The following is a 19999-nucleotide window of genomic DNA, read 5'->3' as shown; positions in this document are numbered from 1 at the left end:
GAACTCAGATCGTCTCCGAGGCGAGGGCAGACCCACGCCGTTGGTACACGGCATACGTCGTCAGGGCCATGAGGACGTAGGCCGCGACGAAGACATACATCGCAGGAACGAGTGAGCCGTAGGTGTCCTTCGCCATGGCGAAGCCGCGGGGGATGAAGAAGCCGCCGTAGGCGCCGACCGCCCCGGCGATGCCGATGCACCCGGCTGCTGCCTTGCGTGCCACGGGCAGTGCGTCTGCCGCGACGCCCGCGCGGAACACGGCCGGGATCATGCGGTAGGTCGCGCCGTTGCCGATGCCTGCGCCGGCGAAGAGGACGATGAACGCGCCGAAGAACAGTGGGAAGCTCTTGGCCTGCAGGCCCTCGATGGCGGCGAGTGCGCCTCCGATGAGCACGACGAACGACGCGATGGTCACTTTGGCGCCACCGAGACGATCAGCGATCATCCCGCCGAGCGGCCGGGACAGGGCGCCAAGCAGTGCACCCATGAACGCCAGACCGAGGGGAGCCGTCGGGAACTGGGTCTTGAGAAGCGTCGGGAACGCACCGGCATACCCAATGAACGAACCAAAGGTGCCGATGTAGAGAAACGAGATGATCCACGTGTGGGGGTTCTTCGTCGCGAGGGCGAACGACTTGTAGTCGGCCTTGATCCCGGCGAGGTTGTCCATCCAGCGCCAGGCGGCGACTGCCGAGAGCAGCGCCAACGGGATGAAGACCAGGCCAGCGCGCTCGAGGTGGACTCCGGCCCCGATCGCGATGATCGCGGGAACGACCATTTGCACGACTCCGGTGCCGAGGTTGCCGCCAGCAGCGTTGAGCCCCAACGCCTTCCCCTTCTCGGCCTCGGGGAAGAAGAACGAGATGTTCGTCATCGACGAGGCGAAGTTGCCGCCGCCGAAGCCGGCAAGCGCGGCACAGAGCAGCAGAACTCCGAAGGACGTCTCGGGTCGGGTCACGACGAACGCGAGAGCAGAGGCGGGGAGGAGCAGCAGGAGCGAGGAGACGACCGTCCAGTTGCGGCCTCCGAACGCCGGGACCGCGAAGGTGTAGGGAATGCGGATGGTGGCGCCGACCAGGCTCGGCACCGCGATGAGCCAGAACTGCTGGTTGACGGTCAGGTCGAAGCCGGCGGCGGGGAGCAGGGGCACCACGACGGACCAGAGGGCCCAGACGCAGAAGCCGAGGAACTCGGCGAGGATCGAGAAGCTCAGGTTGCGGCGCGCGACGCTGCGGCCGGTGGACTGCCAGAACGTGGCGTCCTCAGGGTCCCAGTGCTCGACCCAGCGGCCCTTGCGGGCGGCTGGAGTGACGGGAGCAGTGGGGACAGGCGTGGCCTCGGTGTTCGGGGCCGCGGCGGCCGGGGCCGCAGTAGGGGTGGTGGTCTCCATGGCAGTGAGCGTGCACAACGCATGTTTCGCGACCCGTCGGTGCGCGTAAACCGTCCGTAACACTCACCGCACACCACGCTCGGGACGAGTGTGAGAACGGCGGCGTCAGGCCTCGCGGACGCACGGCCCCGAGATCGATCTCACACGTAGAGGGTGGGGATGGCCGGCTCCCCGCGGCTCAACTGGTGGGAGGAACGGGGGAGTTCGGCCATCGAGGCCTCGTGGCGATCCCGCGCCACGTCGAGGGCCGTGTGAGCGCCACCCACAATGTGTCCGTCGCGGACGAAGTCGACGAGGAGGGCGCGATCGTCGCCACGGCCACCACCGTCGTCGGCTGGCGGCTCACCGATGCCGATGATCTCTGCCTCTGCCACTCCCCGCGCGTTGCGGCGGCGAAGCGCGAACTTGCGCCCTCCCAGGGACGTCTTGTCCTTGCTCGCCTTGGCGACACCGACCAGTTCGCCGGAGTCGTCCGCGCGGGCCACGAGCTTGTAGACCATGCCCGCAGTCGGTGCACCCGACCCGGTGACCAACTGCGTCCCCACGCCGTAGGCATCCACCGGCCCCGCGGCCAGGGCAGCGATGGCGAATTCATCGAGGTCCGAGGTCACGACGATGCGGGTACTCGTCGCCCCGAGGGAGTCGAGTTGCTCCCGTACCTCGCGGGCCTGCACGAGGAGGTCGCCGCTGTCGAGACGCACCGCGCCGAGCTGCGGACCAGCGACCTCGACCGCGATCGCGACCGCCCTCTCGACGTCGTACGTGTCGACGAGCAAGGTCGTGCCGACACCGAGCGCCTCCACCTGGGCCGCGAACGCCTCGCGCTCGTCGTCATGCAGCAGCGTGAACGCGTGCGCGGCCGTGCCCGCGGTGGGCACCCCCCAGCGGCGGCTCGCCTCAAGATTGGACGTCGTCGCAAACCCGGCGATGTATGCCGCACGCGCGGCTGCCACTGCGGCTTCCTCGTGCGTGCGCCGTGAGCCCATCTCGATGCAGGGCCGAGTGCCCGCCGCCGCCGTCATGCGTGACGCCGCGCTCGCGATGGCGCTGTCGTGGTTGAGGATCGAGAGCACGAGCGTCTCGAGCACCACCCCGTGGGCGAAGTCGGACTCGACCACGAGCACGGGTGAGCCGGGGAAGTAGGCCTCGCCCTCGGCATACCCGGTGATGTCTCCCTCGAAGCGGTAGCCGGCCAGGAAGCCGATCGTCTCCTCGTCGACGACCTTCCCGGCCCGCAGGGCTGCGATCTCCGGGGCGCGGAAGCGGAACTGCTCGATCGCCTGGAGCAGGCGACCCGTCCCGGCGACGACTCCGTAGCGGCGACCATCGGGGAGTCGGCGCGCGAACGTCTCGAACACGCAGCGACGCGAAGCCGCGCCCGAACGCAACGCGGCCTGCACCATCGTCAGTTCGTAGTGGTCCGTCAGGAGCGCCGACGACTGCTCTGGAGGGGGAGGGGCAGGGAGCGAGTGGCTCACCCTCGGCAGCCTATTGTGGGAGCCGTGTCCATCGCCCCCGTTGAGCAGGAGGTCGTCTCCTCCGACTCCGCCGTCGAGCCAGACGTCCCGTGGATCACGCTGGTCTGGAACGACCCGGTCAACCTCATGTCCTATGTGACCTACGTGTTCCAGTCCTACTTCGGCTACGACCGGGCGAAGGCCGAGAAGCTCATGATGGACGTCCACACCAAGGGTCGCGCCGTGGTCTCGCATGGCCCGCGCGAGAAGATGGAGATCGACACAGAGGCCCTTCAGGGGTATGGGCTGTGGGCCACGTTCCAGAAGGACGACTGATGGTCGGCTCGGGGACCCGCACGAACAAGGACGAGACAATCAGGAAGAAGGACGGCTGATGGCGCGCGCGTTCGCCCGGAAGGGACGTGGCAAGGATGTGCGCTACTCCGCGAAGCTCGACGCAGTCGAACGCGCGGTGGTCGCTGGCCTGATGGAGCAGGTTCACGAACTCGTCGCTCCCGAGGCGATCGAGGACGCGGCGCCGCAGGGGGAGGCCCACCACGTCGACGACTTCGATGCCATCGTCTCGGGTCTCGGCGGGCTGGGGATGGGCGTCTCGCTCTCGCCCGACGATCAGCTCCCGGACGACCGGCCGGTGCCGGCCGACGCGCGTTCCTTCGGAGACCGCGACCCAGCGCTCGAGCGACTCCTCCCGGCCGGCAACCGCGCCGACGACCAGGCCTCCGCGGAGTTCCGACGCCTCACTGAGCACAGCTTGCGCACGCGCAAGGCCCGGCATCTCGAATCAGCGATGGGGGCTCTGCGTGCACCTGGATCGACCGTGGAGCTCGACGAGCGCGTGGCGATCGACATGGTCGTGGCCCTCACGGACGTGCGCCTCGTCCTGGGTGAACGCCTCGGCCTGCGCGAGGACGCCGACGTCGACCGGCTCGAGGAGGAGTTGGCCGACGTGGACGATGACGACCCGCGCGGACACGCGATGGCGGTCTACGACTTCCTCACGTGGCTGCAGGAGACCCTCGCCAGTGCGATGCTGCCCGGAGCCGATCACGGTCGACGTGCCACCTAGGCACAGCTCCGGTTTCAGCGCCGATGGTCAGTAGGCCCCGCGACTGGTGACCACTGCCGTGACGGTGCGCGCGAGGATGACGATGTCCTGTGTGATGGACCAGTTGTCGACGTAGTAGAGGTCGAGTCGGACCGAGTCCTCCCAGGACAGGTCTGCGCGGCCCGACACCTGCCAGAGGCCAGTCATGCCGGGGCGGACCTTGAGGCGCCTGTGGACGTCAGGGTGATACTGGTCGACCTCCGACTGAAGCGGGGGGCGCGGCCCGACGAGGCTCATGTCTCCCATGACGACGTTGAAGAGCTGTGGGAGCTCGTCGAGGGAGAACCGGCGCAGGAAGCGGCCGACGGACGTGACACGCGGGTCGCTCTCCGACTTGAAGAGGATGTGGTCTTCGTCGTGCTTGCTGTGTTCCCTGACGTCGTCGATGAGCTCGTCGGCGCCCACGACCATGGACCGGAACTTCAGCAGGTCGAAGTGCTCGCCGTAGCGGCCTACGCGCCGCTGCCGGAACAGGGCCGGACCGCCGTCGCTCGCGGTGATGGCGATCGCGATCGCGAACATGACGGGCGACAAGAGGACGACGAGTAGCGCCCCGAAGACGAAGTCGAAGAGCCGCTTGAAGCCATGCGCGACGTCGTGCGAGCGCGGCCCCTCGAACTCCAGTAGCGGTAGGCCTGCGGCAGGGCGGGGCCGGATCCGGTCCCACGCCACATCGGTGAGGTTGGGCGCGATGAGCATCTGGACGTCGGTCTCCTCCAGGTCCCACGCAGCACGGCGCAGTTCCCGGGCGGAGCCGACCGCGCCACCGGCGAAGAGGACGATGTCGACCTCGTGCTCCTGGACCAGGTCAACGGTCCGGGCGCTGCTCCCGAGGACCTCCAAGCCCCGCGGTGTCTGCTCGGGCAGGTTGGGGCCGGGCAGGAGGGCGCCGATGACACGCATTCCGAGCCACTTCTCGCGGTGGAGGACTCCGGTGATCTCATCCACCTGACGTGGCCCACCGACGATGAGGACCGTGTGTTGGAGCCGCCCGGATCGGTGCAGGCGCTGGAGGAGCTTGCGACCCGCGAATCTGCCAAGGAGCAGGAGCGGGATGCCGATGAGGAAGAGAAAGAAGAAGAACCCCCGGGACAGTTCGTACCTGCCGAGGAAGCAGGCGATGCCGACCAGTCCGGCAGCGTACGTCGAGGCACGCAGGACGTTGCCGTACTCCGCGGAACCGGCACCGAAGATGTGCCGCTCGTAGGCGCCGGATGCGAGGAGCGAGACGATCCACAGGGCGATGATGGGAAGGCCGACCACGCGGAGGTCACCCTCGACGTCGTAGGGCAGGCCGAAGAGCCGCACCTCGCTGCGAGCCCATGCCGCCAGCAAGGCGCTCGCGCCGATGATCGCGGCGTCGAGCAGGATCGCCACAGGAAGTGGCGCGATCCTGCGCCATGGATCGACTGCGCGCTCGGCGCGCGTGCGGTCTCTGACCATTTGGGTCATGAGGTCCCCTCACCTTCTGGGCTTCCCGGCCAGTCACGTCAGGGAGTCGTGGACTTGGCAGACACATAGTGTGCCCTTCAACCATGCGGGAAATGCACAGATGGTTGTGACTAAATTTGAGACAGGGCGACTCCGCAGCGGTGTGACGCACCACTTGTCCCACGCCGCGCCCACCTCACCGCATAACCTTGGGCGGTGCCTGACTCACCCATCGGAATCTTCGACTCCGGTTATGGCGGACTCACGGTGGCGCGCGCTGTCATCGACCAACTTCCGCACGAGTCGGTGGCCTACCTGGGGGACACGGCTCGCACACCCTATGGGCCGCGTCCGATCGCGCAGACCCGGGCCTTTGCGCTCGAGTGCCTCGACCGGCTCGTCGACCATGGGGTCAAGGCCCTGGTCATCGCGTGCAACACGGCCAGCGCGGCCGTCCTGCACGACGCACGTGAGCGTTACGACGTGCCCGTCGTCGAGGTGATTCGCCCGGCTGTCCGGCGGGCGGTGGGCGCGACCCGCTCCGGCCACATCGGCGTCATCTCCACCGTCGGCACGCACCAGTCGCGCGCCTACCTCGATGCCTTCGCCGCGGCGCCGCACCTTCGGGTCACGAGTGGGGCAGCGCCCCGGTTCGTCGACTTCGTCGAGTCAGGAGTGACCGGTGGCGACGAGTTGAGGGCCGTGGCCAGGGAGTACCTCGCACCCTTCCAGGAGCGGGACGTCGACACGCTCATCCTCGGGTGCACGCACTACCCGTTGCTGGCCGGCGTCATTTCCTATGTCATGGGGCCGGACGTGACCCTCGTCTCGTCCGCCGAGGAGACGGCCAAGGAGCTCTACCGCGTGCTGGCCGATGCCGACCAGCTCCGTCCCGACGATGCTCCAGCTCCTCAGCACGGCTTCACGACGACCGGCGACCCCGACGAGTTCCGGCGGCTGGCCCTGCGATTCCTCGGGCTCGGTCCGAACTTCGGCCACATCTTCACCTCGCCAGTCGTCCTGCCATCTGCGTCGGAGGGGGTCGCATGAAGGTCACCGTCATCGGGTGCAGCGGTTCGTTCGCGGGTCCGGACTCGCCCGCCTCCAGTTATCTCGTCACCGTGAACGCCGACGGCCGGGCCTGGAACGTCCTGTTCGACCTCGGCTCCGGGGCCCTCGGGCCGCTGCACCGGCACGTGGCGCCGAGCGATCTCGACGCCGTCTTCCTCACCCACCTGCACCCAGACCACTGCGCCGACGTCTGCGGTCTCTACGTCTCGCGCAACTACGCCCCTGATGGCGCACCGAGCGACCGTCTGCCCGTCTGGGGTCCCGCCGAGACGGCGACCAGGGTCTCGCTCATGTATCACGGGCTTGAGGACGGAGACATGGAGAAGGTCTTCGTGTTCGAGCAGCTCGAGGACCAGGTCCCCGTCACGGTGGGTCCGGTCACGATCACTCCGTATGCCGTGCACCACCCGGTCGAGGCGTTCGGCTTCCGTGTGGAGGCGGACGGGGCCGTCCTCGCCTACACCGGCGACACCGACAGCTGTGACAACCTCGTGCCGCTCATGACGGGTGCAGATCTGGTCCTGGCCGATTCGGCCTTCGTCGACGGACGGGACGAGGTGCGTGGTGTGCACCTCACCGCCTCTCGGGCAGCGGAGGCCGCGCGCGAGGCGGGTGGTGTCCAGCGGCTCGTGCTCACGCACATGCCCGCGTGGAACGACCCGGATGTATGCCGTGCACAGGCTGAATCGGTATGGCCGGGTGTCGAGGTCGCTCGGGCCGGCGACATTCACGACCTCGGCAAGGCCTGACCTCACCCTCCGAAACGGTGGGGGACTTCCCAGCAGCAGGCGAAGCTTCCCCGCGATACGTGAACTTCACGGGGTGACGTCTAGCCTGCTCGTGTGACTTCACAGCAGACCAGACATGACGGACGCGCCCCCTCGGACCTTCGGGAGGTGCGCATCACCCGCAACTGGCTCGACCACGCCGAGGGTTCCGTGCTCATCGAGTTCGGCCGCACTCGAGTTCTCTGCGCTGCGTCCTTCACCGAGGGTGTGCCGCGCTGGCTCAAGGGCAAGGGCACTGGTTGGGTCACCTCCGAGTACGAGATGCTCCCGCGGTCGACCAACACCCGGTCCGACCGTGAGTCGCGCAAGGGCAAGGTGGGCGGTCGGACACACGAGATCTCGCGCCTCATCGGTCGCGCGTTGCGCGCCGTCATCGACACGAAGGCCTTGGGGGAGAACACCATCGTCGTCGACTGTGACGTCCTCCAGGCTGACGGTGGCACCCGCACGGCCTCGATCACGGGTGCCTACGTTGCGCTGGTCGACGCCATCGAGGATGCGCGAGCCAAGGGACTCATCGCCAAGGACGCTGCCCCTCTGGTGGACTCCATCGCCGCGGTGAGCGTCGGTGTCGTGGGAGGACAGCCGGTCCTCGACCTGGACTACCCCGAGGACTCGACGGCCGACACCGACATGAATGTCGTCATGACGGGGTCGGGGCGCTACGTCGAGGTGCAGGGCACTGCGGAGGGAGCAGACGCAGCCTTCGACCGCGACCGCCTCAACGCACTGCTCGATCTTGCCGCTGCGGGGTGCGCCGACCTCACGTCCGCTCAGCAGCAGGCGCTCGCTGAAGCTCCCCGGGAGCGGTCGCGATGACGCGGCTCGTCCTCGCGACCCAGAACGAGCACAAGGTCCACGAGCTCCGCCAGATCCTCGCGGACCTCGTCGACGAACTCGGGCTTGAGATCGTCGGGGCATCCGAGTTCCCCGATGCGCCCGACGTCGTCGAGAGTGAGGTGACGTTCGAAGGGAACGCACGCCTCAAGGCCGTGGCCGTGGCCAGGGCTACGGGCCTGCCATCGGTCGCCGACGACTCCGGTCTCGCCGTGGATGTCCTCGGTGGGTCACCGGGGGTGTTCTCCGCGCGTTGGTCGGGCTCCCACTCGGGTGCGGACGCCCCGCGAGCCGACCGCGACCGCACCAACCTCTCGCTGCTCCTCGAGCAGATCGGAGATGTCCCCGACGAGCACAGGGGTGCCGCGTTCGTGTGTGCGGCCGTCCTTGCCATGCCGGACGGGTCGGTCGAGTCCGTCGAGGGTCGTGTCACGGGCACGATCAGGCGGGAACCGGTGGGGGAGAACGGCTTCGGCTACGACCCGATCTTCGTCCCGGACGGCGACACCAAGTCGCTGGCGGAGTACACCGACGTCGAGAAGAACGAGATCTCGCACCGTGGGCGTGCCTTCCGCGCGATGATCCCCGTCCTCCGCGAGCGCTTGGCCTGATCGAAGCCGACTGATTGCCCGGTGCTGCACGAACTCGCTTCGCTCGTCGTGCAGTGACGGGCAACAAATCGAAGGTGTGCGCGTCCGCGGGAGGCGGGCGGACGGCATACGCCGTCGCCTCACGACTGCGCTTGGTGCCAGAGGGGGGACTCGAACCCCCACGCCGAAGCACGGCATCCTAAGTGCCGCGTGTCTACCAGTTCCACCACTCCGGCGAGGTGCCTTGAAGGGCAACTCGGACCTCAGATACTAGCTGTCTGAGTTTTCGGGTCTCGTTCTCCACCCCTTGCTCCTGCCGCGAAGTTCGCCGTTTGGTTGTGGCAGTTCGGGCACAGGAAGCGAAGGTTCTCGGGCACGTTGTTGTGGAAGTCGCCGTCAATGTGGTCCACATGCAGCGTCAGGTTCTGACCGCACCAGGTTCCGTCGTTGCCGCATATCTCGCACTCCCAGGCGCGCCCGATCGCTAGGAGAGCACGCCTCAGTTGAGGCGCCTTCCGCCGAAAGGAGCCCACCGGGACTCGGACCAGGATCTCTCCAGGGCTCAGGAGGTTCGGAGCCCCACGTCCTCGGCGACGAGTGAAATGTGATGTGTCGAGGCCGAGTTGCCTGACTCGTCGTGCAATGTGGGTTTGCGTGCCGCCGGCTTGGGCGAGGCCAAGCCGCCGAACGATGTCCGCGTACGAGTCGGCCTGTGCCACGATAGGGCCGAGCAACTCCGTCGTGTACTTGGTCCTCCCCATGAAGCCAACCTAGGCACCACCTCTGACAGGCATCTGTGCGGGTTCGAGTCCCGCCTCGCGCACGAGCGGTGGTGACCTCGCTGATAGTTTGGCGAGAGCCGACCACCCGAGGAGATCTGCGTGACTGAGCGACTCAGTCCGGGCGACGTTGCACCGGACTTCACCCTGAGCACCGACACCGGCGAGAGCGTCACGCTCTCGGAACTACGCGGGGGCAAGGTGATCGTCTACTTCTATCCGGCGGCCATGACCCCCGGCTGCACGAAGCAGGCCTGCGACTTCAGCGAGTCCCTCGAGTCGCTCAAGTCCGACGGCTACACCGTGCTCGGCATCTCGCCCGACAAGACCGAGAAGCTCGCGAAGTTCCGTGACAAGGAGCACCTGTCACTGACGCTGCTGTCCGACCCGGACAAGGCGGTCATGACCGAGTGGGGAGCCTTCGGTGAGAAGAAGCTCTACGGCAAGGTCGTCCAAGGTGTGATCCGTTCGACCCTCGTCGTCGACGAGGAGGGCAAGGTTGAGCACGCCTGGTACAACGTCAAGGCCACGGGCCATGTCGCGAAACTCCGTCGCGACCTCGGACTTCAGAAGGACTGATTCGATGAGCAGCATCCCCGCCCTCGAGGCCGACATCGCCGCCCGCCGCACGCGCCTCGCGAACACCCTCAACGAGCTCACCGCCAAGGCCACCCCGTCGGCCATCGCCAAGCGCGAGGTCGACAAGGCCAAGGCCCGCTTCGCCGACGCCACCACGACGCCCGAGGGCGACCTGCGCGTCGAGCGTGTCGCCGCTGCGGTCGCGATTGTCGCGGTCGTCGTGGCCATCAAGGTGCTCCGCCGCCGACGCCGCTGATCGGAACAGCACGAGAAGGCCCCCGGACAGTGACCTGTCGGGGGCCTTCGTCGTGTGATCCGGATGCGGCGCGGGCGCGAAGATCACAAGAGCCCCGCACGGTGACCGTGCGAGGCTCTCGGATGGTGCGCCATCAGGGACTCGAACCCCGAACCCGCTGATTAAGAGTCAGCTGCTCTGCCAATTGAGCTAATGGCGCGCGAGGAGAGACAGTAGCAGCGGTGTGGCCCAGTTGTGAAATCGAGGTGAATCGGCCCGCAGGGGAGCGGGTTTCACGACGCGGACTCGTCACGGCGCACGGCATAGAACGTGGCCCCGATCGCACCCACGAGCCCGGCGAAGACGAGGATCCAGACCCACGCCGGAATGTCTTCGGCCTCCTCGGAAGCATCGGCCGCCTCGCCCGCGCTCGGAGGGCTGACGGACGCGGAAGGTGCCTCTGCGGTGGCGGTCGCCGGAGGCGCCTGGGGATCGCCCTCGATCGTGAATCTCGCCGATCCCGAGATCGGGTGCGAGTCGGCGCTCACGACGCGGTAGATGACGTTGTAGGTGCCTGCAGCGATCGCATCCCCGACGGGAAGGGTGACCGTGGCTCCGTCGGTGGCGGCTTCCTCACCGACGACGTCCCCGCCCTCACCGTCGGTGATGCGCACGGTGACGAACTCCGGGTTGATCGGCTCGTTGAAGGTCAGGACGATCTCTGTGGGCGAGGCAGGAAGCGACGCGCCGTCCGTCGGGGTGATCGAGAGCAGTCGGGCATGTGCCTGCGCAGGCAGGACACCGACCCCGAGCGTCGCGAGCGTCGCGACGAGCAGGAGGAGCAGTGCACGGATCGACGAGCGCATGCTCCCAGTGTGCACACTGGACTGTGCCCGTGACGAACGGCGGTCCGGGGAGATGACGAAAGCCCCTGCAATGCAGGGGCTTTCGACTTGGGGTGAGCGACGGGGCTTGAACCCGCGACCCCCGCGACCACAACGCGGTGCTCTACCAGCTGAGCTACGCCCACCAAGGTGACCACCCGGCATACCGGAAGAACCGAAGCCGAGGCAGCGCGGACTATCGTACCTGCTCCGCGGGGGTGCTCTCGACCACGTCCGCTGAGGGGGGTGAGACCGGGGCCGAGTGGTCGACGACGTGCTGCGCGGCGATGGCGCGCAGGTCCTCGCTCGAGCGGCCGGGAGGGTCCACGAAGACGGCGGCGCGGTAGTAGCGCAACTCAGCGATTGACTCCCGGATGTCCGCCAGCGCGCGGTGCCCGCCGGCCTTCTCGGGCGCCGCGAAATAGGCCCTCGGGAACCACCGGCGGGAGAGTTCCTTGATCGACGAGACGTCGATGATCCGGTAGTGCAAGTGGCCCTCGAGCTCTGGCATGTCGCGAGCCAGGAAGCCGCGGTCGGTGGCGACGGTGTTGCCGCCGAGGGGCGCCTTGCCCGGCTCGGGCACCCACTCGCGGACGTAGTCCAGGACGAGCTGCTGTGCCTCCTCGATCGTCACGCCGTCGGCAAGCTCGTCGATGAGGCCGGACGACGTGTGCATCTCACGTACGAAGTCGCCCATTTGCGCGAGCGCGGCATCGGTCGGCCGGATGACGACGTCGACACCCTCGCCAAGGACATTGAGCTCGTAGTCGGTGACGAGCGCGGCCACCTCGATGAGGGCATCGTGCTCCAACGACAGGCCCGTCATCTCGCAGTCGATCCAGACGATGCGGTCGGTGAGGGCCCGGTCGGGGGTTGCTGACATGGGCTCCACTGTATGGCGCTGCACTAAGGTCGCGGTCATGAGTGGGGAGCAGGCTGTCCAAGTCCAGGCACCAGTGCCGCAGCGCCCGGAAGACACACGCCGGGGCGCGCACCGAGGCCGATCCGTCATCCGAAGTTGGGTGATCGTGGGTGTCGCGTCTCTCGGGTTCGGTGTGGCGGCCCTGGTCGTGGCCGTGGCGATCGGCGCCGCGGCCGGGGTGAGCGCGTCCCTCCTCGGGCTCGTCGCGGCGATCATCCCGCTCGGCATCGTGGTCCCGACGTTCATGTGGCTCGACAGGTTCGAAGCCGAGCCGACCCGCTATCTGCTCTTTGCCTTCCTCTGGGGCGCGATCATCGCGGTTCTCATCGCCATGACCCTCAACACGGCCGGCCAACTCGTGTTGTGGGGTTCCATACCGCCCGAAGACTCCCTGGCACTCACCGCAGTCTTCGTGGCGCCCGTCGTGGAGGAGGCCGCCAAGGGACTTGTCATCTTCCTCATCTGGCGCTTCGCCAAACGAGAGTTCGACGGCATCACCGACGGGATGGTCTATGCAGGCGTCACGGCTGCGGGTTTCGCCTTCACCGAGAACATCCAGTACCTCGCGATCGCGTGGGTCGAGCACGGTCAGGAAGGTCTCACCGCGACGTTCATCGGACGCTGTCTCCTGTCGCCGTTCGCCCACCCCATGTTCACGATCTGCATCGGAATCGGGATCGGGATCGCCGCGACGTCGAGGCTCGGCATCGTCAAGTGGCTCGCCCCTCTGGGCGGCTACGTCATCGCGGTCATCGCCCACGCGATCTGGAACCTCGCCGCCGTGAGCGGCGGCGAAGGCCTCATCGCGGTCTACCTCCTCGTCCAGGTGCCGCTCTTCGTCGCGTTCCTGGGCTTCGTCGTCTGGGTGCGCCGACGTGAGGGACGCCTCATCGGCCAGTTCCTCAACGCCTACGCCGACGCCGGATGGCTCTCCTCGGGCGAGGTGGCCATGCTCGAGTCGATGCCGCGACGCAGGGAGGCGCGCCAGTGGGCCCGCGCCAACGGCGGTCGTGGTGCCCTCAAATCCATGGAGGACTTCCAGGATGCGGCCAGCGAGTTGGCTCTGTTGCGGCGCCGCATGCACCACTCGGCCGCGGACGCGCGGGCCCTTGCGGACGAGCAGCAACTCCTCGACACCATCACGCGCCGGCGCCACGAGTTCGCTGGCCAGGTCTACTGATGGGTGGGCGCGCTTCGGCGCTCGAGTTGGCGCGCCTCCACGCGCCCGCGCTCGTGGATCTGCGCCACGAACTCCACCGACACCCCGAGCTCGGCAACGTCCTGCCACGCACGCAACAGACGGTCCTCGAAGCGCTCGCGGGCCTGGACCTCGAGATCACCCTCGGACAGGAGCTGAGCAGTGTGGTGGCGGTGCTCCGCGGACGTGCGGAAGACCCTGGATCAGCCGAACGCCCTGTGGTCCTGCTGCGCGGTGACATGGACGCACTGCCGGTGACCGAAGCGACTGGGCTCGAGTTCGCCTCGGAGCACGAGGGCCTCATGCACGCCTGCGGCCACGACCTCCACACCGCCGGTCTGGTGGGTGCCGCACGCATCCTCCACGAGCTGCGGGACGACCTTGCCGGGGACGTCGTGTTCATGTTCCAGCCGGGCGAGGAAGGCCCGGGCGGTGCCGAGCCCATGCTGCGCGAAGGACTCCTTGAGGTGGCCGGCAAACGGGTCGACGCGGCATACGCGATTCATGTGTATGCCGCCGAACGTCCCCGAGGCGTCTGGTTCGGCCGTCCGGGGCCACAGATGGCGGCAGCCGACGAAGTGCTCATCACGGTGCAGGGCAAGGGTGGCCACGGCTCGCAGCCACAACACGCGCTCGACCCCGTCCCGGTGGCCTGCGAGATCGTGCTGGCGCTGCAGACGATGGTCACGCGCCGGTTCGACGCCTTCGACCCCGTCGTCGTCACGGTGGGGCGAATCACGTCCGGGACGGTCAACAACGTCATCCCCGATGGCGCCGAGATCCATGCCACGCTGCGCACCTTCTCGAGTGGGCATCGGGATCGGGCGCACGCTGAGATCCGGCGCGTCGCCGAGCACGTGGCCCTCGCACACGGGCTTGCCGCGACCGTCGACATCGGGGGCGGCTACCCCGTCACGGTCAACGACCCGACAGAATTCGCCCTCGCCCGGGCGACGGTCGTCGAGCTCTTCGGCGAGGAGCGGTGGTCCGACATGGAGGTTCCGGAGGCAGGCGCGGAGGACATGTCGTTCGTCCTTGAGCAGGTGCCCGGCGCCTACCTCAATGTCGGTGCCTGCGTGAGCGACGACCACACCACGGCCGAGGACAACCACTCTCCACGGGCGACGTACGACGACGCGGTCCTTCCGGACATTGCGGCACTGCTCGCCGAGCTGGCGCTGCGTCGAACTGCAGGGGAGACCCGTTCCTGACCATCAACCCTGGTGGAGGCGAACCTTCAACGGGTGACTCGTGAGGACGGCGACGGCGGCTCGGTGATCGGCGCGATCGACGTCGACGTCGGCCACCTGCGTCGGACCGGGTGGGTGTTGCATCGCCTTCCACTCGACGAGTGCGGCCGGAGCGTCCGGTGCCGAGACGACGACCTGACTGGGGTCGACGACCAGACCGTGGCCCGTTGCCTTGAGGATCGCCTCCTTGCGCGCCCAGGTCAGTGCACGAGCGGCGAGCAGGCCGTCGGCGTCCACGCGAGCCAGGTGTGCAGCTTCACTCGGGTCGAGAGTGACGGAGTTGAAACCGTCGAAGTCGGCCGACTCGAGGTCCTCGACATCGACGCCCACCTCACCCATGGTCGTGATCGCCGCCACTGCCACGTGCTGGCCGTAGGACACCGAGACGTGGACGTCGCGCATGCCGACCACGTGCGGCTTGCCGTGGCGATCCGTCCCGCACGTGGCGCACCGCTTCTCGAACGCGATCGAACGCGGATCGACACCCGTCTCATCCGACACCAACCGGCGCAGGAGAGCGTGGGCGGTGATGAAGGGGGTGGGATCCGACCGGCGGTCGGCGCGCTCACGCTCGGCGGCGTCCAAGAGGTCGAGCAGCCGCGGATCGTCGACCACCTCTGTGGCACGGATCACGACGGACATGAACCGATCATGTCATCACGCGCCCGGACCCTCCCGCGGGCCGCGGCACCGGAGTACGTTCGCTGCTGTGGTGCGGCTGGACGGACACAGGTGGGCTCGTGGTGGCCTACGAGAGAGCGGGGTCGGGGCCACCCGTCGTGCTCGTGCACGGTGCTGCCCTCGACGCTCGGAGCTGGCGCCCGCAACTGGACGGCCTGCGCGACGAGTTCACCGGTGCCAATGGACTTCTCCCTGGGGGACTTCGCGGACGCGCTTGCTGCGGTCATCGTTGATCTGGGACTGGGGCCGACTTCCGTGGCCGGGTTGTCGTGGGGCGGAACCGTGGCACTCGAGTTGTATCGGCGTCACCCGGACGTGGTGGCCGGCCTGGTGCTCATTGACACGTATGCCGGGTGGAAGGGATCGCTGCCGGCGTCCGAGGTCCGAGCGCGCGTCGACGGGGTCCAACACATGCTCGCGTCGGCTCCCGAAGCGTTCGACCCGACGTTGCCCGGCCTCTTCGCCAGTGAACCAGGCGAGGACGTCGAACTGGTCGTCATCCCCCGCGCCGGGCACGTGAGCACCCTCGAGCGGCCGGACCTCGTGAACGACGCCATCCGTGAGTTCTGCCGCTCGCTCCCACCAACGGGCTGTGGGCCGCGGCGCCCCGCCGGCGCTCGCACTTCGTTCGAGGCGCCTGTTGCTTCTGCCGTGCGCGCAAACAGTGCCTCGCAGGCTCGGCAGAGTGTGCGCCCCCGGCAGGACTCGAACCTGCGACCCAGTCATTAGAAGTGACTCGCTCTATCCGCTGAGCTACGGGGGCCAGCGCGAGAAAGGCTAGCGGAAGTCATCGAGAGCATTGGTTGGGTATTCCGTTAGTCTGCGGACGCATGGCGGCTCACCACACGAAGGACAAGGGCGACCTAGGAACGGCCAAGGCCCATGCGGATCTGGTGAGTCAAGGATTCGTGGTCCTCTTTCCCGCCACCGAGCACGCTGCCTTTGACCTTGTCGCATACAGGGACTCCACATTCCACCGGGTCCAAGTCAAGTATCGGACTGCGCATCTGGGCGCCATCTCCGTTCGCTTCCGTTCGGTGTGGGCGGACAGGCACGGAACTCATATGAAGCCGTTGGACAAGGATGAGATCGATGTTCTCTGCATCTACTGCCCGGATACCGACTCGTGCTACTACGTGCGGCCCAACAACCATCGCCAGTCGGTCACACTGCGCGTGAGCCCGACAAGGAGTGGTCAGGTCCGAGGCATCCTGACCGCGGAGGCATTTCGAGTGTTCCCCGAGGTCCAACTTCGGACCTCCCCAACCGGCGGGTAGCTCTCTCGGCACGTCGCCGTGCAGGAAGGCGCCATTTGGTTAGTCTGGCGACGTGGCCACCTCAGACGCGACCCAGACGAGCAACCTCGTCGAAGCCGTGAGTGGACTCCGTGACGCGGTCGAGGCCTCGGTGCTCCCGCTGAAGACTCCCGGGCAGGCCCAGGGACTGACCGTCCGCAAGGAGCTCCTCGACCAACTCGACGACTACGTGCTGCCCAGGCTGCGGTCGATCGACGCCCCGCTCCTCGCGGTGGTCGGCGGATCCACCGGTGCCGGCAAGTCGACCCTCGTGAACTCCCTCGTCGGAGCCTCCGTGAGTCGGTCGGGCGTGCTGCGACCCACGACCACCAGCCCGGTTCTCGTCCATCATCCCGAGGACAAACGCTGGTTCTCCGATCAGCGGATCCTCCCCAGTCTGGCTCGAGTGACAGGCGGCCCCGGTCAGGAGTCGCAGCCGGGGACGGTCCGCCTCGTCGAGTCGGACGCGCTGCCCTCGGGCATGGCTCTGCTCGACGCGCCCGACATCGACTCCGTCGTGCAGGCCAACCGCGAACTCGCAGGCCAGTTGCTCTCCGCTGCCGACCTCTGGGTCTTCGTCACAACCGCCGCGCGCTACGCCGACGCGGTCCCGTGGGACCTCCTGCGCACCGCAGCCGAGCGCGGCACCGCGGTGGCCATCGTCCTGGACCGCATCGCGCCCGAGGCCGTCGACGAGATTCGTCCGCACCTCGCAGGCATGCTGCGCGAGCAGGGGCTGCCCACGGCGCCGATCTTCACCGTCCCCGAGTCGGTCCTCACCGACGACGGTTTCCTGCCCGATGAGTCCATGGGTCGGCTCAAGTCGTGGCTCGATGCCCTTGCCAGCGATGCTCGAGCGCGCGCCGTGGTCGTGAGCCAGACGCTCAAGGGGGCCATGGGCTCACTTTCGGGTCGGACTGCGTCGCTGGCCGAGGCGACTGCCGAGCAGGACCTGGCTTCGGCGGCGCTGGCGAAGGCAGCCGCCGACAACTACGAGCACGCGATCACGGGGGTGAAGGACGGGATGACGGACGGCACGTTGCTGCGTGGGGAGGTGCTGGCCCGCTGGCAGGAGTTCGTCGGCACGGGTGAGTTCTTCAGGCAGGTCGAGTCCACGCTGTCCAAGTGGCGCGACAAGCTCACCGCCCGGCTCAAGGGGCAGCCGGCGCCGTCCGAGGACCTGGGCGAGGCGCTCCAGTCCGGAGTCGCCAACCTCCTGGTGTCACACGCCCATGCCGCAGCTGCCGACACGGCACGCGAGTGGCGCCGACTCCCCGGTGGAGACGCACTGGTGGCGGCACACCCTGAGCTCGTGAAGTCGTCCGCGGATCTCGGGCCTCGCGTCGAGGCCCTCGTGCGCCAATGGCAGGGAGAGGTGTTCGACATCGTGCGTCAAGAGGGCGGGAACCGGCGCACGAACGCCCGTATCGCGGCATACGGAGTCAATGCCATCGGCCTCTTCCTCATGCTCGTGTCGTTCGCCGCGACAGGGGGACTCACCGGCGCCGAAGTCGGCATCGCGGGTGGCACGTCCGTGCTGGCCCAGCGGGTTCTCGAGGCGATCTTCGGCGACCAGGCCGTCCGCGAGATGGCCGCGAAGGCTCGCGAGAGCCTCCTTGGCCACGTGCGCGACCTCTTTGCCGAGGAAGAGCACCGGTATGCCGCGGCCGTCGCCTCCGTCGGTGACACTGAAGGACAGTCGGCCAGCCTCGACGCCGCCGCAGCCCGTGTCCGAGAGGTGGCTGCATGAGCCCGTTGCGGATGGGCTGTGCCACCGTGAAGGCCGTGTCCGCGGAGTCCCTGTCCGCTGCATCCACGTCGCTGGATCGGGCCCTGGAGTCAGGAGGCGACCAGCTGCCCGAGGCGCCGGCCGCAAAGGCCAGGTCATTGGTCACCAAGGTCGGCGAGCGCACGTCCATCGTGGGTGGACACACGGTCGTGGCGCTGGCGGGCGCCACAGGGAGTGGCAAATCGTCCCTGTTCAACACCTTGGTGGGTGCCGAGGTCGCCACGGTGGGAGCCCGTCGGCCAACGACGTCCAAGCCCACGGCCGGGGTCTGGGGGGACGAGCCTGCAGGCCCGTTGCTCGATTGGCTCGACGTCGCGACCAGGCATCACGTCGAGACAGGTTCGGAGGCCACTGGAGCAGTGGGGTCCTTGGATGGCCTGGTTCTCCTCGACCTGCCCGACTTCGACTCGCGCGAGACATCGCACCACGTGGAAGCCGAGCGCATCCTCGAACTCGTCGACGTGTTCGTCTGGGTCACCGACCCGCAGAAGTACGCCGACGCGCGGCTCCATGATGACTACGTCTCGGCGCTCGCGATGCACGATGCGGTCACGATCGTCGTCCTCAACCAGGTCGACAGACTGACCGACGAGCAGGTCGACCAGTGCGTCGAGGATCTGAAGCGGCTGATGGTGCGTGACGGTATGCCGGGAGCCACCGTCATCCCCACCTCGGCGCGCACCGGGCGTGGCCTGGACCTCCTGGGCCAGCGCCTGAGCAATGCCGTGGCAGGAGCCAACGCCGCGCGGGACCGACTTGCCGCGGACGTCCGTCAGACCGCTGCCGCCCTGCGCCCCGGCGTCGCCGACTCTGAGCCCGAGATCCGAGCCAAGGGTGAGGGTGAACTGGTGGACGCCCTGGCGCGCGCCGCTGGTGTGCCCACGGTTGTCCGGGCCGTGCAGCGTGACTACCTCATGCAGGCCATCGGACACACCGGCTGGCCGTTCACCCGTTGGGTCCAGCGGCTCAAGGCCAAGCCGCTGCGACGCCTACGCCTCGACAACGGTCGTGGCGAGATCAGCCACAGCGAGGCTGACGTCCGGTCCGTGCTCGGTCGGTCGTCTCTGCCGCCGCCGACTCCCGCCGCGCGCGCGGCCGTGGACCTGGCGACGCGACGCCTCGCCGACAAGGCAGGTGCCGCCCTGCCGACCCCTTGGGGCGATGCGATCGACTCAGCCGCTGCGCCGCCCGGTCACGCCATGGCAGACGCCCTCGACCAAGCCGTCATCGGCACGTCGCTCCGGTCGCGCACTCCGGTCTGGTGGCACGTCATCGGCATCGTGCAGCTCCAGATCGCCCTGGTCGCCGTGGCCGGGCTCGCGTGGGTTCTCATCCTCATGCTGCTGGGGTGGCTTCAGTTCCCGAGCATCGAGACACCCATGCTCGGGCCGTTGCCGTGGCCCTTCGTGCTGCTTGCGGGCGGGGTCGTGGCTGGGCTCCTCCTGGCCCTGATCTCGCGGTTCCTCGCGGGCATCGGTGCGCGTCGCCGGGCGGCAGTCATCCAGGGCCGCCTCCACGACTCCATCTCTACCGTGGCCGACGAGCGGATCCTCGCCCCGGTGACCGAGGTGCTGGACCGTCACCGCGCAACGCGTGAGCACCTCGAGGCAGCGGCCAAGGTCTGACCCTGCGCGTGGCGGGATTGCTCGTGCCGAGCACGAGTCGTCATCCACAGGACAGCCGAAGTCCGAGGGCTG

21 protein-coding genes and 4 tRNA genes are annotated in these 19999 nt (G+C 68.0%); 14 read left to right on the top strand and 11 right to left on the bottom strand.

The genetic code is table 11. The features are described from left to right. Positions 1-4 precede the first annotated feature (4 nt). Together N802_RS01725 and N802_RS01720 are read right to left on the bottom strand one after the other, a co-directional pair. Complete coding sequence (locus N802_RS01725) at positions 5-1390, bottom strand: MFS transporter (RefSeq protein WP_035911211.1); 1386 nt, start codon at positions 1388-1390, stop codon at positions 5-7. Positions 1391-1530: 140 nt separating this feature from the next. Further along, positions 1531-2868: a nicotinate phosphoribosyltransferase gene (locus N802_RS01720; protein ID WP_052109299.1), complete on the bottom strand. Its 1338-nt coding sequence runs from the start codon at positions 2866-2868 to the stop codon at positions 1531-1533. A gap of 24 nt (positions 2869-2892) precedes the next feature. Between N802_RS01720 and clpS the strand changes: the two genes are divergently transcribed. Continuing rightward, a complete protein-coding gene (gene clpS / locus N802_RS20570) occupies positions 2893-3183 on the top strand; it encodes an ATP-dependent Clp protease adapter ClpS (protein ID WP_035911836.1) in 291 nt (96 codons plus the stop codon). A 58-nt stretch (positions 3184-3241) separates the two neighbouring features. Beyond that, positions 3242-3934, top strand: coding sequence for a DUF2017 family protein (locus tag N802_RS01710; protein ID WP_035911208.1), 693 nt, complete (start codon positions 3242-3244; stop codon positions 3932-3934). 27 nt (positions 3935-3961) lie between these two features. Here the strand turns inward: N802_RS01710 and N802_RS01705 are convergent, their stop codons facing one another. Continuing rightward, the gene (locus tag N802_RS01705) at positions 3962-5425 is read right to left on the bottom strand and encodes a sugar transferase (RefSeq protein WP_052109298.1); all 1464 of its coding nucleotides are present in this window, start codon (positions 5423-5425) and stop codon (positions 3962-3964) included. A gap of 195 nt (positions 5426-5620) precedes the next feature. Here N802_RS01705 and murI point away from each other — a divergent pair, with 195 nt between their 5' ends. The 4 genes from murI (at position 5621) to rdgB (ending at position 8711) form a co-directional block, all read left to right on the top strand. Then, positions 5621-6454, top strand: coding sequence for a glutamate racemase (gene murI / locus N802_RS01700; protein WP_035911202.1), 834 nt, complete (start codon positions 5621-5623; stop codon positions 6452-6454). Further along, a complete protein-coding gene (locus N802_RS01695) occupies positions 6451-7224 on the top strand; it encodes an MBL fold metallo-hydrolase (RefSeq protein ID WP_035911200.1) in 774 nt (257 codons plus the stop codon). The genes murI and N802_RS01695 overlap by 4 nt, the downstream gene beginning before the upstream one ends. Before the next feature lie 93 nt (positions 7225-7317). Then, on the top strand, positions 7318-8082 hold the full coding sequence (gene rph / locus N802_RS01690; RefSeq protein ID WP_035911198.1) for a ribonuclease PH: 765 nt from the start codon (positions 7318-7320) through the stop codon (positions 8080-8082). Continuing rightward, positions 8079-8711 (top strand): RdgB/HAM1 family non-canonical purine NTP pyrophosphatase, encoded by a 633-nt coding sequence (rdgB, locus tag N802_RS01685; protein WP_035911195.1) that lies wholly within the window; start codon positions 8079-8081, stop codon positions 8709-8711. Before rph ends, rdgB begins: the two co-directional genes overlap by 4 nt. A gap of 132 nt (positions 8712-8843) precedes the next feature. On the opposite strand, the gene N802_RS01680 is transcribed toward rdgB, so the two are convergent. Both N802_RS01680 and N802_RS21090 read right to left on the bottom strand, forming a co-directional pair. Beyond that, a tRNA-Leu gene (locus tag N802_RS01680) sits at positions 8844-8926 on the bottom strand. Positions 8927-8953: 27 nt separating this feature from the next. Next, positions 8954-9451: an HNH endonuclease signature motif containing protein gene (locus N802_RS21090; RefSeq protein ID WP_084071766.1), complete on the bottom strand. Its 498-nt coding sequence runs from the start codon at positions 9449-9451 to the stop codon at positions 8954-8956. A 120-nt stretch (positions 9452-9571) separates the two neighbouring features. Here N802_RS21090 and bcp point away from each other — a divergent pair, with 120 nt between their 5' ends. After that, positions 9572-10048 carry a thioredoxin-dependent thiol peroxidase gene (gene bcp / locus N802_RS01675; protein ID WP_035911192.1) on the top strand — a complete coding sequence of 159 codons (477 nt, stop codon included), beginning with the start codon at positions 9572-9574 and terminating at the stop codon, positions 10046-10048. Positions 10049-10052: 4 nt separating this feature from the next. Next, on the top strand, positions 10053-10304 hold the full coding sequence (locus N802_RS01670) for a DUF3618 domain-containing protein (protein ID WP_035911189.1): 252 nt from the start codon (positions 10053-10055) through the stop codon (positions 10302-10304). Between the two features lie 123 nt (positions 10305-10427). On the opposite strand, the gene N802_RS01665 is transcribed toward N802_RS01670, so the two are convergent. The 4 genes from N802_RS01665 to orn all read right to left on the bottom strand — a co-directional run bounded on the left by N802_RS01665 (position 10428) and on the right by orn (position 12050). Continuing rightward, positions 10428-10503 (bottom strand) — tRNA-Lys (locus N802_RS01665). A 73-nt stretch (positions 10504-10576) separates the two neighbouring features. Next, entirely contained in the window at positions 10577-11149 is a 573-nt protein-coding gene (locus N802_RS19235; RefSeq protein ID WP_052109297.1) for a copper resistance CopC family protein, read from the bottom strand. A gap of 88 nt (positions 11150-11237) precedes the next feature. Next, positions 11238-11313, bottom strand: a tRNA-His gene (locus tag N802_RS01655). Between the two features lie 50 nt (positions 11314-11363). Continuing rightward, positions 11364-12050, bottom strand: a complete 687-nt coding sequence (gene orn / locus N802_RS01650; protein ID WP_052109296.1) for an oligoribonuclease — start codon at positions 12048-12050, stop codon at positions 11364-11366. Between the two features lie 145 nt (positions 12051-12195). Between orn and N802_RS01645 the strand changes: the two genes are divergently transcribed. Beyond that, the gene (locus tag N802_RS01645) at positions 12196-13269 is read left to right on the top strand and encodes a PrsW family intramembrane metalloprotease (protein ID WP_245613792.1); all 1074 of its coding nucleotides are present in this window, start codon (positions 12196-12198) and stop codon (positions 13267-13269) included. Continuing rightward, positions 13269-14498 carry a M20 metallopeptidase family protein gene (locus N802_RS01640; RefSeq protein WP_035911182.1) on the top strand — a complete coding sequence of 410 codons (1230 nt, stop codon included), beginning with the start codon at positions 13269-13271 and terminating at the stop codon, positions 14496-14498. Before N802_RS01645 ends, N802_RS01640 begins: the two co-directional genes overlap by 1 nt. Positions 14499-14501: 3 nt before the next feature. Here N802_RS01640 and N802_RS01635 read toward each other — a convergent pair whose 3' ends face one another. Beyond that, complete coding sequence (locus N802_RS01635; protein ID WP_052109294.1) at positions 14502-15179, bottom strand: 4'-phosphopantetheinyl transferase family protein; 678 nt, start codon at positions 15177-15179, stop codon at positions 14502-14504. A gap of 9 nt (positions 15180-15188) precedes the next feature. Between N802_RS01635 and N802_RS19815 the strand changes: the two genes are divergently transcribed. Beyond that, the gene (locus tag N802_RS19815) at positions 15189-15947 is read left to right on the top strand and encodes an alpha/beta fold hydrolase (protein ID WP_156971249.1); all 759 of its coding nucleotides are present in this window, start codon (positions 15189-15191) and stop codon (positions 15945-15947) included. Here N802_RS19815 and N802_RS01625 read toward each other — a convergent pair. Next, a tRNA-Arg gene (locus N802_RS01625) sits at positions 15909-15981 on the bottom strand. The two genes, N802_RS19815 and N802_RS01625, sit on opposite strands and share 39 nt — an antisense overlap. Before the next feature lie 67 nt (positions 15982-16048). On the opposite strand from N802_RS01625, the gene N802_RS21085 reads away from it, so the two are divergent. From N802_RS21085 to N802_RS01610, 3 genes are read left to right on the top strand one after another with little or no spacing between them, the layout of a single operon-like run. Next, positions 16049-16495, top strand: coding sequence for a group I intron-associated PD-(D/E)XK endonuclease (locus N802_RS21085; protein WP_035911178.1), 447 nt, complete (start codon positions 16049-16051; stop codon positions 16493-16495). 52 nt (positions 16496-16547) lie between these two features. Further along, positions 16548-18263, top strand: coding sequence for a dynamin family protein (locus N802_RS01615; protein ID WP_035911175.1), 1716 nt, complete (start codon positions 16548-16550; stop codon positions 18261-18263). After that, positions 18260-19927, top strand: a complete 1668-nt coding sequence (locus N802_RS01610; protein ID WP_052109293.1) for a YfjP family GTPase — start codon at positions 18260-18262, stop codon at positions 19925-19927. The genes N802_RS01615 and N802_RS01610 overlap by 4 nt, the downstream gene beginning before the upstream one ends. The last annotated feature ends 72 nt before the right edge of the window (positions 19928-19999 follow it).

Source organism: Knoellia sinensis KCTC 19936 (assembly GCF_000768705.1).
GTDB classification, from domain to species: Bacteria; Actinomycetota; Actinomycetes; order Actinomycetales; family Dermatophilaceae; genus Knoellia; species Knoellia sinensis.
This window is presented reverse-complemented; position numbering and strand designations above follow the sequence as displayed.

What these genes read in the sequence shown, in the direction of transcription:
- rdgB (WP_035911195.1), top strand. Translation starts at nt 8,079, where the DNA reads ATGACGCGGCTCGTCCTCGCGACCCAGAACGAGCACAAGGTCCACGAG.
- N802_RS21090 (WP_084071766.1), bottom strand. Translation starts at nt 9,451, where the DNA reads ATGGGGAGGACCAAGTACACGACGGAGTTGCTCGGCCCTATCGTGGCA.
- N802_RS01635 (WP_052109294.1), bottom strand. Translation starts at nt 15,179, where the DNA reads ATGTCCGTCGTGATCCGTGCCACAGAGGTGGTCGACGATCCGCGGCTG.
- N802_RS01725 (WP_035911211.1), bottom strand. Translation starts at nt 1,390, where the DNA reads ATGGAGACCACCACCCCTACTGCGGCCCCGGCCGCCGCGGCCCCGAAC.
- orn (WP_052109296.1), bottom strand. Translation starts at nt 12,050, where the DNA reads ATGTCAGCAACCCCCGACCGGGCCCTCACCGACCGCATCGTCTGGATC.
- N802_RS01610 (WP_052109293.1), top strand. Translation starts at nt 18,260, where the DNA reads ATGAGCCCGTTGCGGATGGGCTGTGCCACCGTGAAGGCCGTGTCCGCG.
- N802_RS01695 (WP_035911200.1), top strand. Translation starts at nt 6,451, where the DNA reads ATGAAGGTCACCGTCATCGGGTGCAGCGGTTCGTTCGCGGGTCCGGAC.
- N802_RS01640 (WP_035911182.1), top strand. Translation starts at nt 13,269, where the DNA reads ATGGGTGGGCGCGCTTCGGCGCTCGAGTTGGCGCGCCTCCACGCGCCC.
- N802_RS19235 (WP_052109297.1), bottom strand. Translation starts at nt 11,149, where the DNA reads ATGCGCTCGTCGATCCGTGCACTGCTCCTCCTGCTCGTCGCGACGCTC.
- N802_RS01710 (WP_035911208.1), top strand. Translation starts at nt 3,242, where the DNA reads ATGGCGCGCGCGTTCGCCCGGAAGGGACGTGGCAAGGATGTGCGCTAC.
- N802_RS01670 (WP_035911189.1), top strand. Translation starts at nt 10,053, where the DNA reads ATGAGCAGCATCCCCGCCCTCGAGGCCGACATCGCCGCCCGCCGCACG.
- N802_RS01705 (WP_052109298.1), bottom strand. Translation starts at nt 5,425, where the DNA reads ATGACCCAAATGGTCAGAGACCGCACGCGCGCCGAGCGCGCAGTCGAT.
- N802_RS21085 (WP_035911178.1), top strand. Translation starts at nt 16,049, where the DNA reads ATGGCGGCTCACCACACGAAGGACAAGGGCGACCTAGGAACGGCCAAG.
- N802_RS19815 (WP_156971249.1), top strand. Translation starts at nt 15,189, where the DNA reads ATGTCATCACGCGCCCGGACCCTCCCGCGGGCCGCGGCACCGGAGTAC.